Source organism: Kineosporia sp. NBRC 101677, from assembly GCF_030269265.1.
In the GTDB taxonomy this organism is placed as follows: Bacteria; Actinomycetota; Actinomycetes; order Actinomycetales; family Kineosporiaceae; genus Kineosporia; species Kineosporia rhizophila.
This window is the reverse complement of sequence record NZ_BSTA01000020.1, coordinates 39233-53391: the sequence shown is the minus strand read 5'-3', so window position 1 is coordinate 53391 and position 14159 is coordinate 39233. Positions and strand designations below refer to the sequence as shown.

The 14159-nt window shown below is 65.2% G+C and carries 6 protein-coding genes and 3 pseudogenes; 6 read left to right on the top strand and 3 right to left on the bottom strand.

The window, feature by feature from the left end:
- Positions 1–132: 132 nt before the first annotated feature.
- The 3 genes from QSK18_RS34340 to QSK18_RS34330 all read left to right on the top strand — a co-directional run bounded on the left by QSK18_RS34340 (position 133) and on the right by QSK18_RS34330 (position 8151).
- Positions 133–2556 (top strand): AAA family ATPase, encoded by a 2424-nt coding sequence (locus QSK18_RS34340; RefSeq protein WP_285628261.1) that lies wholly within the window; start codon positions 133–135, stop codon positions 2554–2556.
- Positions 2553–2918 carry a hypothetical protein gene (locus QSK18_RS34335; RefSeq protein WP_285628258.1) on the top strand — a complete coding sequence of 122 codons (366 nt, stop codon included), beginning with the start codon at positions 2553–2555 and terminating at the stop codon, positions 2916–2918. Before QSK18_RS34340 ends, QSK18_RS34335 begins: the two co-directional genes overlap by 4 nt.
- Positions 2919–3165: 247 nt before the next feature.
- The gene (locus QSK18_RS34330; protein ID WP_285628255.1) at positions 3166–8151 is read left to right on the top strand and encodes a hypothetical protein; all 4986 of its coding nucleotides are present in this window, start codon (positions 3166–3168) and stop codon (positions 8149–8151) included.
- A gap of 116 nt (positions 8152–8267) precedes the next feature.
- On the opposite strand, the pseudogene QSK18_RS34325 reads toward QSK18_RS34330, so the two are convergent.
- Positions 8268–8657: pseudogene (locus tag QSK18_RS34325) on the bottom strand (IS30 family transposase); the annotation flags it as partial.
- Positions 8658–9618: 961 nt separating this feature from the next.
- Positions 9619–11003, bottom strand: a pseudogene (gene murC / locus QSK18_RS34315) (UDP-N-acetylmuramate--L-alanine ligase).
- A 664-nt stretch (positions 11004–11667) separates the two neighbouring features.
- Between murC and QSK18_RS34310 the strand changes: the two are divergent.
- Positions 11668–12405, top strand: coding sequence for a hypothetical protein (locus QSK18_RS34310; protein WP_285628249.1), 738 nt, complete (start codon positions 11668–11670; stop codon positions 12403–12405).
- A 146-nt stretch (positions 12406–12551) separates the two neighbouring features.
- On the opposite strand, the pseudogene QSK18_RS34305 reads toward QSK18_RS34310, so the two are convergent.
- Positions 12552–12932, bottom strand: a pseudogene (locus QSK18_RS34305) (ATP-binding protein); the annotation flags it as partial.
- A 192-nt stretch (positions 12933–13124) separates the two neighbouring features.
- Between QSK18_RS34305 and QSK18_RS34300 the strand changes: the two are divergent.
- A complete protein-coding gene (locus QSK18_RS34300) occupies positions 13125–13919 on the top strand; it encodes a metal-dependent hydrolase (protein ID WP_285628246.1) in 795 nt (264 codons plus the stop codon).
- Positions 13920–13931: 12 nt separating this feature from the next.
- Entirely contained in the window at positions 13932–14081 is a 150-nt protein-coding gene (locus QSK18_RS34295; protein ID WP_285628243.1) for a hypothetical protein, read from the top strand.
- Positions 14082–14159 lie beyond the last annotated feature (78 nt).

The following is a 14159-nucleotide window of genomic DNA, read 5'->3' as shown; positions in this document are numbered from 1 at the left end:
CCGGGCAGGCGAGTAAAACAGTTCTTCCCGCTCTTACGAGCGAGGATCCTCCAGGGGGAACTCTTGGTTGAGATCAGCCACGAAGTTCTGTCAGGTTCTGATGGGCATGTCCTGCCCGATGCTCTGACTGTCGTGACGTTCGCAGATCTGCGGATCCGCATCGAGGACAAACTGCAGCGGGCCAACAACCCGGCAAGTAAGCAGGCTTGGCAGTCCCTGCTTGACATAGTCGATGAGGTGACCGGGGAGACCATTTCCCAGGGCTTCGATGCCGTGACTGGTCGCCGATGGTCGCTCGTTCAGGTCGATGTGCAGGGCTATCAAGGTGTGGGTGTCGATCCGCCGTTGCACCTGACGATCGACCCGACGCCTGGGGTGACGGTTATCCATGGTCCGAACGGGGCTGGGAAGTCGAGCCTGGCGGACGCGATCGACTCGGTTCTGCACGGAAGTCCAGGCGGCTCTAACCCGGCCGTCGGGGGAAGTGGCGGTAAAGCCCCTCTGTGGGAACGCGTCCAGCGTGGCCGTGACGCCGCGGAGGCCCGCATCCACGTCACTCTGGCTGACGGCGACGAACGGCTTCACCTCTCCGGGGTCATCGATGACAGCGATGGCATGGAGACCTGGACGATCGAGCACGAGCATCAGGGGCGGCGGGAGGTCGTGCGCCTGGACAGCAGCTGGGACTCAGCCGTAATCGGGCATCAACCTGTCTTCGCCTATGGCGCGCTGGAGAGGCGGATCCAGACGAGTGGTGAGCTGCAGGGCTACCTGGATCTGCTGATCGCCCTCGGTGGCTGCTTCATCGAACTGGACGGGGAGGTGGCTGCACGATGCACCACCGCAAACGAGGCGTTCAACGCCTGGCAGTCCGCTCGCAACGCCGCCCAGACTGCAGTAGAAGAACTCGACGGTCTTCACGACGACGGCGATGCATTGCCCCCGGTCGAATGGCCGGCTGTCAACGATGACGTTGAAGCTTGGCTACGGTCACAGCAACTGACGGAACTTGGGGATTCACTACCGCTCATCGACCTTCGCAATCACGAGGAGGTCTTGGCCGCGGCCGAGGCAGTCAAGAGAGCTATATCTCAACTCGACGACGCGAGGATCAGCACTCTCGATCATCTTGCTGGCGGCCTGACTCGTCTGCACGCCGAAGCAGAGCATCTGGTCAACCCCGGCAGCGTCTGCCCGGTGTGTGGGAGCGGCCATGTCGACTGGCGTTCAGGCCTGGCCGGGGCGGTTGCCGGTATCGCCCACCTGTCGGTCACATCGGAGGCCGCCACCCTTGCCTTGAAGGAGTTACAGGCCACGGCGGGCACGCACCTGTTGGCACTTCTGTCGGTCGTGGATGTCATTCCCGACTCCGAGGTGGGGGTCGAGACAAGCTACGCCCGAAAGCTCGTTCAGGACTTCCTGGCAGAGGTTGAGCGCTCCACTGAACCAACCACGGTGGTACTCACCACAGCACATCTCCTGGTGAACTGGTGCGCGTCGCAGGAGTGCCGTCGTCTGTTCGAGCATGCTGCTCATGTCAGTGATCGGCACCGGCAACGGCTGAAGGCCCGGCGAGAAGCAGTCTCAGACTTCGTTGCCATCTGGCGGCAGCGACAGCCTGCAGCAGTTCGGAAGAATCACTGGGACACCGCAAAAAAGCATCTCGCCACGCTGGGAAATGCGCTACGCGCGGAACGCGCGGCGATCCTGCAAGAGCGGGCGGGCCAACGCATCTCCACTTTGCTGGATGATGCCGGTATCCAGCTAGAGTCCATCGAGATCAGCAAAACCAAGGGAAACTTGATCCTGCGCGATCGCTCCGATGCTCCGATCCAGCTGGGCATGCTCAGTTCAGGGCAGCGAAACGCGTTGCTCCTGGCACCTCTTCTGGCCATGACGGCAGGCGGGCCTTTCGGGTTCGTCGTCCTCGACGACCCTGTCCACGCCTTCGACGGCCTGCGCGTCGACCGGCTGGCCAATGAGATCGTCAAAATTGCTCAGAGCCGCCGGGTCATTGTGCTGACCCACGACGAACGCCTGCGCGAGCACCTGCTGGCCGTCAGCTCATCAGGCAAGGCTCACCAGATTGCCCGCGATCACACCACGGGCGTGGTCACGATCAAGAACGGATCGCCCATGTGGGAGGTCCTGCTCAATGACGCACATGCGGTGATCGAAGTCAGCGGATCAGCCGAGTCCGAAGTCGCGGGAATGACCGAAGTTGTACGAGGACTGTGCCGTCAGGCACTGGACGATGGACTGAGGGATTTCGTCATCCGCGTGGCGTCCCGCACCAGCAACGACGTTCCGTCGATGCTCGATCGGCTCAATCAGGCCAGGGAAACGCGCCGCCGCCTGACGGTCACCGCAGAGATCGGTCACGAGCACGGTGTCGCCCGGACCGCGGTAAACCGCGCCCTGGACCAAGTTGGCCCCTACCTCGACGGATGGAACCGCGCCTCTCACGGCAACCCTCCGCTGACCTACGCGGATTCGAACGAAATCAGAGCAGTTCGACAGGCCTGCCAACAACTGATGAACGAAGCGACGCAGTGAACCACGCCACTCAGCAACGGGTCCGAGTACTCACTTTACGCATTGCGCTGGAACGCGTGGCCGCCAGCTCCTACGACCGAGTTTGCCGACCACAGACTCGGGAACAGCAGAACCGCATCTCCTCGCGCCTGCTCTTCGTCCTGGCCGGCATACCGGAGCAGGAATTCCTGGCCGCTCGTCAAATCGTGCAGCGCGCCCGGCACGTATACAAACAGACATCAGAGGTGATGCACGGTCACCTCGGCCTCATCGATCTGCCAGACGCCGTCGTCGACGAATGGGAGCAGATCGTTCAAGACCTTCGAAGCCTCGCCCAACGTTCGGTACCCGCCGTCCAGACATCTCACACCGGGAGCAACTGAAACGCGCGTAGGTTCGCATACGGGCAATGGTGCCGCCGTCTTCACCATGGCTAGCCAAGGAACCGGTGCCCGGCAGAGAGCCTCGCCGCGGCTGGAGGACTGATGTCGCCGTTCGACGATCGCATGGAATGTCGTTAGCTGGCGGGCCGGGTGGTTGGCGACGCCTCGACTGGAAGGTGGAAACAACCTGGCATGATGCCCGAAGTTGAGGTTCGCCAAGTGTGGCGGCGATGAGGAGCCTACGGACGTGACCACCCAGCCTCCACAGCACCAGGTATCACCGGAATCCACGGGCGGCGCCGGCACCATCGACGAGTACAGCCTCGGCGCCGTGGCGCTGGCCCGTCTGTTGACCGGCGACCTGGTACCGGGACTCACTGTCCCCCCGACTAGCGTGGCGCTCCAGCGACGTATCGCCGGGAACACGCTCGACGATCTCGTGCTGCGGGCTGGGACCGACGCAGGCGAGCTAGGCATTGACTTCCAGATCAAACGCACAGCCTCCCCGATTCCTTCTGACCCTGCTTTCGTCGAGACGCTCGGCCAGTGCCTCGAAACCATGCACCAGCAATCCGAGGCCCTAGCCGCCGGGCGCCTGCAGCTCGGGTTCAGTGCTGCGGGACCACGCAAGCAGCTAAAGGAATTACAGCGGCTGACGGAGCAGGCCCGGTCGCATGCAACAGCCGGGACGTTCCTGGGCGTCCTGGAGCCGGGTGCCACGGCCGAAGACGTACGCACGCGCTATACCCATGTCAAGCACGCTGTTGCCAAGGCGGATGAGCTACGTGGCGAGATGCTCGATGACACTCAACTCGATGAGCTGACATACGAGCTTCTTAAGTACTTGCGCGTCTGGATCTTTGAAGTGGGTGATGACGGTCGCGACGTGCTGGAGGCCACCAGCCGTCTGGCCACAATCTTGCCCTCCGGCAGCCCTGAAGCTCACTCCGTGTTTTCTAAGCTGCGGACGCTGGCTGAGACCTGGGGACCGAACGCGGGTGTTATCGACGCCCCCATGCTCCGTGCTGCCCTCAGCGTCCGGGGTATCCCCCTGACGGCGGACCCTCGCCGCCGAGAAGAGCTCGGGCGCGTACTTGACTTCTCGCGGCAAGAACTTGCCCGCACCAAGGACCAGATGGGCGGACAGTTGCGTCTGGAGCGAGCCACCCCGGCCCGCGAGCTTGGTGAAGCCATCCAGGCGGGTGGCATCGTGCTCGTGTCCGGCACCGCCGGTGTCGGCAAGTCGGTGCTTTCCCGCCGGGCTGTTCAGGGACTAGGCGCGGGCGCCACGGTCGTCGCTATCAGCCTCACGACCCGTAGCGGCGACACGCTAGCAACTGTCCACCAGGAGTTGGGTGTCTCCCACCTGAGAACGGTGCTGGCCGCCGCGCCGACGACCGGGCCGCGGGTCATGTTGATTGATGGGGCCGAGCATGCTCTGACGGATGCGGGACGACTCCTCGAATCGCTCTTGGACGCCGCACCGACCGACGGTGCCGGCTCACCGCCATGGACAGTCGTGATTACAAGCCGCGCGGACGCAGCGGGCCCGGTAGCGGAGCGACTTGGCGGCCGGCTATCCACGCACATTCAGCTCGACGAACTGTCAGACCCCGAGGTGGACGAGGTCAGCGCCGCCTTCCCTGCCCTCGCGCCCCTGCTGCGCCATCCGCGCAGTAAGCGGTTGCTGCGCCGACCATATCTGGTGGATCTGCTCGTCCGTTCTCAGGCATCCCCCGGCGACGGCGATGTTCTCGGTGAAGAAGATGTCACGGCCATCGTGCACGAGAAGGTTGTGCGTCGCAGCGGGGGGCTCGTTCCTGGATTGGGGTCGCCCCACGACCGTGGCGTGGCGTGGAGCCAGCTGGCAGAAGCCGTCATCGCTGGAACAGGGAGCAGCCGCCTACCGAACGCAGACGGAACGGCCGTGGGCGGGCTCGTAAGCGACGACGTCTTCAGGCAGACGAGATCCACGTATCGGTTCGCTCACGACGTGCTGGCGGACTACGCCACAGCTATGCGACTCAGCGATGACGATGGACCTGCATTGCTCGAAAACGCCAACGCTCCGCGCTCGCTCATCCGGACCGTGCGGTTGTCGACGCAACAGCAACTGGCCGAGGTGGCGCATGACCCGGCTGAGGTTCGCCGGGTGTGGACAGCGTCCCAGGCACTAGCAGCGAGCCTGTCCGCACGGGACGGCAGCCGCTGGGAGGCTGTGCCGTACGAGGCGCTCGTGTCCTTGGGCGACCCGGAGCCGGTGTTGGCAGCCCTAACATCAGACCTGCTGGCTGATGACGGGGCGAGACTCGGCAAGCTCATTGGTGTCACGAGCCGGTACGCCACCACCGCGCAGCACGACCCGGGCGGCGACGCGCTGCAGATTGACGATGTATTGGCGGCCCCCGTTGTGGCGCTTCTGGGCTCAGTCGCTGACCGTCTGCCGGAACGGCTGACCGTGCTAGCGATACGGCTCGTGCACCGCTGGCTCGTGAGCCTGGAGGTGAACGGGCGTCAGGCAACCGCTTTCATTCCGGATCCTATTGTCTTGAGTGCCGCCGTGGCGGCGTGGGCGGCCGACGACTGGTACGGCGAACCGTATGAAGCGGCGCTGGCCGTGGTGGGCATGCTTGGAGCTCACCTCTCACCGGAAGGGCGTGCCCTGCTCGACCGGGCCGGGCAACACGGTCACGACCTGGACGCGGTGGCGGAGGACCCGCAGGTGGCGGCGGCGCTGGCACGGGACAACCCCGGACTACTCCTTGAGGTTGCCGGAAGTTACTACTTGGACCTACCCCTGACGCTCAATCCGCAGGTACCGGTGCGCCGGCCCGCGCGAGCGAGGTCTCAGAGCGTTACCCGTCGTAGGCGCGTGGAGTTGTCTGGCTATGAAGCCGAGGATGGCGTGCGCGGTCATTCCCACCGTACGTCGTTCCGCATGGGCTTTGGGCTGGCAGGACCAGACTGGGGTCCCTTCGCGGCATTGCTGGCCACCTCACCTGCGCACGGCCTCAGGCTGGTGGGGGCCGTCGTCGATGCGGCCAGCGACGCGCGGCTGCGTGTCGAAGAATCGTTCGACCACCCGCCGGGTGCGGTCCGGCTCGTCTTGAAGCTGCCGCACTGGAATGAGGCCATCACGTACACGGGACCCGGCACCGCCTGGGCGTGGTACCGACGTCTGGGGACGGGTTCCTACACAGCAATGTCCGCCCTGATGGCGCTGCGCGCCTGGACCAGACCGCAGCTGGAGACCCGGCCTCTGGCGGATGTTCTCGACGATGTGCTCTCGGCGGGTACGAGCGTGGCGTTTCCAGCAGTGGCCTACTCCCTGCTCGTCTCAAACCTGGCGGCGGCTGGAGACATGATCGACGCGTTTCTCGAGCACTCCGATGTCTGGGACTTGGAGATCGGGCGCGTCGTCGGTGAGAGCACGCTCAGCGCCCCGACCGAGGACCAGGCCACCCTGCGGGTGTCACCAGACCAGGTGACCAGCCGGCTCGTGCTGACGGGGGACGCTGAGCGCAGGGCTGCGCTCAAGGCAGTGGGAGAGCGGCTCTTAGCCGCAGCACGCGAGCAACTGGAGGGTCTCCCCGATGACGACCCGCAGATGGTCATCCCGCTGCGACGAGCGCTCAACTTCGACGCGGACGCTTACCGGGCGGCAGCATCCACCGAGCAACCGGGCGCGATCGAGTTTTCGCTGAAAGTGCCCGACGATGTGCAAGAGGAACTCGCCCGCGGGGGCGGCCGCGCAGCGATGCTCAGTCTCACTCTGAGCAACCACATGGTGGAAGCCGTGAAGCTACGTGACGGCGAAGCGACTGCGCCCTCCGCCGCGAAGTTGTTCACACGCATGCAGCAAACACTGCAAGACATTAGCGAGACACCCGGTGCAACAACGCTTTACACGGAAGACGACTCACGAGCGCTTGTCGCTGCGGCCGTGGTGGTGCGGGCAACGGCTGGCGACGACGACGCAGCGCCGCTACTTCCCGAAGCCGCCAAGATCCTCGTGACGATCGCAGCCGCGACGATACCGGAGCCGGAGAGCTACCGATCTGGCCGGGACATGAGCTGGGATATGGGCGCCGACCGCTCAGCCGCCACGGCCCTACCGCTCATCTACCTCATCGATGAGCTGCTGACGGCGAGCGACATGACACGTCCCGACCTGGCTGCGGCCCTGGAACGGCTGGCCACGAGCACGTCTCGCGAAGTGCGCCAGCGCCTGACGAACGGCTTGGCCGGCGTGTGGTCAACCGGCTGCGTGAGCGGGGAAGTGCGGGAGGATACCCACACCACGGCCATGGCGGTGTACCGCGAATGGCTCCTGGGCGCCGGAATTGGTCCATGGAACGGATTCAAGCGACCTCGGATGCGACTTTCAGAACCACTCGCCGAGGCACTCGCCCAGCCGGACCTGGCCTACGATCTCCCGACCGCAGCCGACGCGTTGTCCGGCCTGACGGCGGCGGCAAACTGCGACTGCGAGCACGGCGAGGCGGCCCGAGCCACCCTAACGACGCTGGTGGAACACGACCTACAAGCTTGGCCGGTCGAATGGGCCAGGCAGCACTACTCCGGGTTAGGCGCCTGGAGAGGCGCGCTGGACTGCTGGATTGCGACCCAGATCCTGTCGGGTGACGACACCCTGTTGGAGCAGTACCTCGACGGATTCGCCACCATGCCAGAGCAACTCGGAGGCCTCTTGGTGATCCTTGCCGAGCAAGCCCAGTCGCCGGAGATGGGTGAGCGACTCTTTGCGATCTGGCCGGTGGTCATGGACCGGTTGCTTCCCGGAGGACGGCACGTGCCCGGCCCCAGGGAGGATCGGGCATCCCGGAGCGACGAGGCGGACCTTGACCGGTCGCTCTTGCCTAAACGGCCCAAGGACGCCCAATGGCCGATGCAGGATTGGGCCCGGGTCCTGCTGCGGTGGATCGATGCATTCGCTGCCCGGCCGGGCCTGGCCGACCACCTGATGAAGTGCCTGGGGCGGTACGGGCACGTGGCATCCGCGGACGGTGTTGGGCTCATCCTGCGCATGCTCGGTACAGATGCTCAACTGATCCTGAGCGACAGCCAATACGTCACCTATTGGCTGCGCATCGTGCTTGTGGAGCGAACAGACGGACTTGAGGCTCACCGTCCGGCTCTGCGGCAGCTACTGGATGATCTGGCAGCGCAGGGATCACCTAGCGCCATCCAAATTCAGCGCGAGCTTGAGGCGTAATCCGCCGCACCGCCGCCGACCAGGTAACGCCTTTATGGCTGAGGTGGCCATTCAAAAGGGGTCGATAGCCCTGCCCAAGTCGGCTATTCGTCCACGAAACCGAAACCCCCCTGGGTTTAAGGAGTCGATGCAACACTGCCAGCATTGGAGAGTGAGAGTAGCTCCTCGTTAAAGGTTTCCGCAGGTGTCTTCCAGCCGAGGGTCTTGCGGGGGCGGCCGATGAGACCGGCCGCGACGGCTCCAGGTCTTCGGGCGTATGGAGGTGCAGGTCTGTATCCCTTCGGAAAGTATTGACGGAGAAGTCCTTTCACGTTCTCGTTCGTTCCTTGCTGCCGGGGACTGTGCGGATCGCAGAAGTAGATGTCCAGGCCGGTGTCGATACGTAGCTGGGCGTACTGGCGCAGCTCGTTGCCCTGGTCCCAGGTCAGGGTCCGGCGCAGCTCCTGCGGCAGCGTCGTGATGGTCCGGGTGATGGCATCGCGCACTGGCTGGGCACCATGTCCAGCTCCGCGCAGTTGCTTTTAGTGCATGCCAGCCAGCTCTGCCACGGTTTCTCGATCTTGTTCAAGCGACCGTCGGCGGTGACGGGCAACAAGTTGCACCGCGTAGGAGACATGGGGGCACCGCCCTGACAAGGGCCTCTTGTTGGTTTAGTAACTTCCCCGAGGGGGCGAACTACCTCGAGTCGATCCAGGTTGACGCTACTTCGGCCTGTAGTCATCGGACCTGGCCGTAGATGTCCCGCATCATCACCCCCATCCGCCCAAGGCCAGACGAGATGGTCTTGGAGTCGACGCCGAATCGGTCTGCAACACGGGCAAGAGACAAACCGCCTTCGCATAGGCGCGCGGCCTCGTGGAAAGCGTCGTCGCCCAAGCCTTGGCGTCGCATGGTGACCCCGCTGCGATGCAAGTGCTGCGACACAGTCACTCGGTGGATGCCAAACTGTTGTGCAAGTTCGTACGTCGTCCGCCCCTGCTGGTAGCGCTCCACAAGTACTCAAGCCTGCTCGGCGTTGAGCCGCCTCAGCGGCGACTCCGGGCTGAGCGGTAACTTAACGTCACCTTTGCGGCTCTCGGATAGCTCGCTAATTCGGTACACCTCCTCTGACCAGGGCAAACTGTTCGAATAACGTCCCAGCAGGTCCACCTGAGGGGATGTTAAACGTTTCGGGTGACGGGCAATGTGGCCGTCACTATGGCCCTGACCCGCGGTTTCCCGTACGAGTCTGTGGCATGCCCCGTCGAGGGTTCGAATCTCCCATAAATGCAGCCTGGCTGGTGTTCCTCCGGCCCATGGATATCGGGCTCGCACCTGGCTGTCTCGCATCGTGAGCCCCATCCGGGTGAGGCCAGCTCAGATGGTCTCGGGGTCGACCCCGAATCGCTCTGCAACGCAGGCCAAAAGTCTTCCGGCCCAACGGCGCGCACCTACATCAGCTGACCGAAACTACAGAGATCGGGGGCGTCATGGGTGGCGGGAGGTGCTGTTGTCGACGTCCTTCTGGCGCCGCTGGAGCGCCTCCAGGATGTCGTGCCCCAGAGCGGTGATGTCTCCGGCCCCCATGGTGATCACCACATCGCCAGATCGGGCAAGGCCGGCAATTCGATGGGCGACCTCGGCCCTCGCAGGGATGTAGTGGACGTGCTCGCTCGGCAGGCTGATCTCGTCCACGATCAGCTGGCTGCTCACCCCCGGCATCGGGGCCTCGCGGGCACCGTAGACCGCCAGGATCACGACCTCGTCGGCCAGGGACAGCGCCGCACCGAAATCGGCAGCGAAGTCCCTGGTCCGCGAATACAAGTGCGGCTGGAACGCCACGATGAGCCGCCCGCCTGCACCCTCATCGCTGACGACCTGGCGTGCTGCTCGCAGCTGAGCGCTAACCTTGCTCGGATGGTGGGCGTAGTCGTCGTACACCTGCACACCGGCAGCAGAACCCTTCAGCTCGAACCGGCGCCGCACGCCGTCGTAGCCGGCGAGTCCCTTAAGCATGCCCTTGACCGTCGCGCCAGCACACTGACCCGCCAGGAACGCAGCCAGCGCATTTGCCGCCATGTGCTCGCCGGGCACCTGCAGCTGAAGCTCGAGCTCCGCCCCCGGAAGCTGAACCGCAGCCGGCCGGCACCGCCCTGCGAGGAGAACTCCAGCAGCCGTGCGTCGTCGAAGCCTGATGCCGCACGCCCGTACTGCAACACCCGGACCCCGTTCTGACCGGCGCGCACGCCGAGGGCCTGGGCTCCAGGGGCATCCGCGCACACGATCAGCGTGCCGTCTTGAACGACCTGCGCTGCGAACTCGTCGAAGGCCGCAGTGTAGGCCTCGGCGGTGCCGTAGTGATCGAGGTGGTCGGGCTCGAGGTTGGTCACGACGGCGACCGTGGGCGAGTAGCGCAGGAAGGAGCTGTCGCTTTCGTCAGCCTCGGCGACGAACACGTCACCGTTGCCCAGGTGTGCGCCGCTGCCGGATGACCTCAGCTGCCCGCCCACCGCGTACGACGGATCCAGGCCGGCGCCTTGCAGCGCGGCGCCCAGCATCGAGGTGGTGGATGTCTTCCCGGCCGTCCCCGCGACGCAGATCGCCCGGTACCCGTCCATCAGCCAGGCCAAGGCCTCGGCCCGATGCGCGATTCTCAACCCTCGGCTTCGCGCCATCACGAGCTCAAGATTGTCGTCCCGGATGGCGCTGGAGACCACGACCACAGCGTCCTGCTGGGGAAGGGTGCTCCCGTCGTGGCCCACCGAGATGCTGGCGCCGGCCTCACGAAGCTCCACCACCGTTGAGGAAGCAGCAGCGTCGGAACCCGAGACCACGGCACCTCGTCGCAGAAGCAGATGAGCGATGACGCTCATCCCGGCCCCACCGATCCCGATCAGATGCACTCGCTGCGACGGCAACTGCTTGGCCACGGTGATAAGGCTCCTCGAAGCGGGTCGTGGGGGAGGGCACGAGACTGCACCGCACCATACCGATGATTCCAAGCCCAATCTCGGCGCTCGGTGTCGCCAGGATGATCTGTCCGAGCTCAGCCACCCCGGCCTGACCACGAGGCGGTCCAGGCTGATGCGGCGGTGAGCAGCTCATGACGTTGGTGGCGCCGGCCCGTAGCCGCTGGGCCGGTAGCTCATTCCCAAGGTTGCCTTAAGTGTCTGGGGACGCCAGGAATGCAAGGGTGCTGTTGACCATGCCCAGGATCGCCCATGGATCTGGTGCGTGGTCGGTGTTCATCCTTCGAGGTGTGCCCAGCGGCGTCGAGTTCGACCGTTATGCCGTTCGTCCCGAGCGCCGCGGAAGACAGGTACGAGGTCAAGTTCGGTGCCCGGGGTAGGGATGACTCGCGCTCGGGGTCTGCTGAGCGGATACGAGCGCCTTTTGAGCAGGATGATCGGGGGAGTGCCCGTCTCGGTCCGGCGGCCTTGCAACGGTGCTGGTTAGACGGCCGTAGAACATTGAGTAGACGATCCCTGGGGTGCACTGGATGCGCTGATATCCGGCATCAACGGGCGGGAGTCTCCAATGCTGCGCTACCGCAACCCTCACCACCGACACCTGGCCCTCACAGGGGAACCGCCGTGGCGCCAAGTCGCGACGCTCATCCTCGGGGTCGGTGGCATCACAGCGGTCTTAATCACGGGCCTGGTGCTGTCGCTACCGGGAGTGCCGTCACAAGATAATCAATTGCCGAGGGGCGACGTGTCGACGGTCAGCAACGCTGCAGGCTCGACGCAGGTCCCCTCGGAGAAGTCGCCCATCATCCTCCCGGCGCCCTCGGCCATGGGACCGGGCGGCGTGGCAACCGGCTACCCGCAAACGGCAGAGGGTGCCCTAGCGCAACTGGCCGCTATCGATCTGGCAATCTCGAAACGACCCAGGTCCTGGACGCCGGTCATCCTGCGGGCATGGTCGACGCAACCCTCACGTGTCGACACCTTCCTGAAGGTGTCGACCATCGACGACCATCTGCACTCGCTGCAGCGCGGCAACGCACGGGACCCGCGCCTATGGTTCCTCGGAACTTTCAATTCGTCGCAGAACCCTGTGTCCCAAGAGGTTTGCCTGGCTGTCGCAGTGGGTGAGCCTGTACCGGCGACGGTGCCTGTGCACTGCGAAGTTATGGCCTGGGACGCCGGTCACTGGGCTATAGATCAGCGGCGCACTGTCAAGCCACCGCTGTCGACGCTGAAGACGCTGGCGCAGGCCAGCCAAGCAGGATTGAGCCCTCTGCAGGGAGCCGCCGAACCTGGCTGGCGCTGATATTTGCACTGCTCGGTGACGGGGCTCAGGAACCGGTTCACGAGCAGGCAGTGGAAGTTGACCAAGTTGAAGCAGGTGGTTCCACCGCCGAAGGCCGCTCCGGGGACAGCGGGCATCCACGCCGAGCTGGTCCGGGCCCGCCTGCTTCACTCCTGCAATCTGAGTGTCGTCAAGTGATCTGGCCCCGGAGTCGTCGCGGATATTGGCCCGGGGTGCTTCCAATCGGCCTTGTTGAGCCGGCTGGTCGTCTTGCCGGTGCGTAGGCGGTAGGAATGGGTTCCGGCCTCGAGGACGTGGGCGTTGACAGTGACGCGGTCGACGATGGCAGCGATCAGCCATGGGCCGGGAGACCTCGAACCCCACTGCGAAAACGGCGGGTTGGTCGCGATGGCCACCAAGACGCGGTCCTCGGGTCCGGTGATGGTCTGCCAGAGCAGTTCCGCACCACGCGGATCGATCTGGACGCAACCGAGCTCATCCTCGGGCAAGAGGTCGAGGCGCCCGTAACGGGTAACGACTCGCGAAAGGACAAGCTCGTCAGTGGCTCCTACGAGTTCGTGGCCTCCGCGATGCGCTCACACACCGGCGACAAGGCGTACGTGGTGGACTGACAGAAATGGTTCGCGGCGCACGGCGATGGACTCTCGTTCTAGTTCACCGCGAACAAGACTGCCCGTGACCTTCTACACCTTGCGAAGGTCGGGTGACACAAGCCGGTGATGAGCCGCAGCCACAGTCTTCACGGAGCCCTCGCCGGGCTCCTTGCCGCTACAGCCCTCGACGCCATCACCGACCCACGCCCCGCCGTCGTCGTCGCTCTCGCCAGCGGCGCGACAGCCGGGGCGCTCCTGCCCGACACCGACCACCACTCGTCGTCTCCGGCCCGCATGTGGGGGCCCCTCACGCAGATCCCGTGCGTGTGGATCGGCCGCAAGGCCGGCGGGCACCGCGAATGGACCCACGACGTCTCCCGCGGTGCGCCGTTAGCGTTCGCCGGCGCCTTCGGTGTCTGCCTGATTGCCCCGCTCCTGGCTGCTGCAGCCGGCGCCTGGCATTGGCTCGACGTCGCCACGGACGTCCTAGGCGCGATCGCGGTTGCCCTCGTCACCGGCCTTGCCCTGATCGGTGTCGACGCGTGGCTCACCGGGCTTCCACGATTCGGGCGACGGCGCCTGCGCATCGACCCCGGCACGAACGCCGCCCTGTCCTGGCTGACTGGGGTAGCCGTCGTCGGCGCCTACCCCAGCGGGCTCCCACCCATCGTCATAGCTGCCATCGTGTGGGGGGTCCTCATCGGTGTCCCGGCCGGCATCGCAGGTGACGCGTGCACCATCTCCGGCGTCCCGTGGCGCGGCAAGGCCAGGCACATCCTGCCGCCGGGTTGGCGGATCCGCACTGGGTCACCCGTCGAAGCGGCGCTCCGTGTTCCCGCCCTTGCCGCCGTCACCCTGCTCGCCTGGATGCTCGCCGGACACCCTGTTGCCGAAGTCGCCGCAAGTCTGACCGCTCGCTGAGAGGGGCACGCCATGGGCACCGTCCCAGGTGACGGCCCCGATCGGTCCGTCCGCTCAGACGACTTTGAGACGGCTCGCGCGATTGCCAAGCAGTTCTTCGGCGACCTCACCGTCACCCAGACCCCGCTGCGCCACACCGTCGCCCTGATGGGCTCCGCTTGACCGGCATCTACGCCACCCGGGGTCGTGCCTCATCGCGGCCCGCCCGCCCGTCGGCACGCTGATGCGCGTCACCAGGAT

Bases quoted from the DNA above. Each gene is read 5' to 3' on its own strand.
- QSK18_RS34310 (WP_285628249.1), top strand. From the start codon at position 11,668: ATGCTGCGCTACCGCAACCCTCACCACCGACACCTGGCCCTCACAGGG.
- QSK18_RS34300 (WP_285628246.1), top strand. From the start codon at position 13,125: ATGAGCCGCAGCCACAGTCTTCACGGAGCCCTCGCCGGGCTCCTTGCC.
- QSK18_RS34295 (WP_285628243.1), top strand. From the start codon at position 13,932: ATGGGCACCGTCCCAGGTGACGGCCCCGATCGGTCCGTCCGCTCAGAC.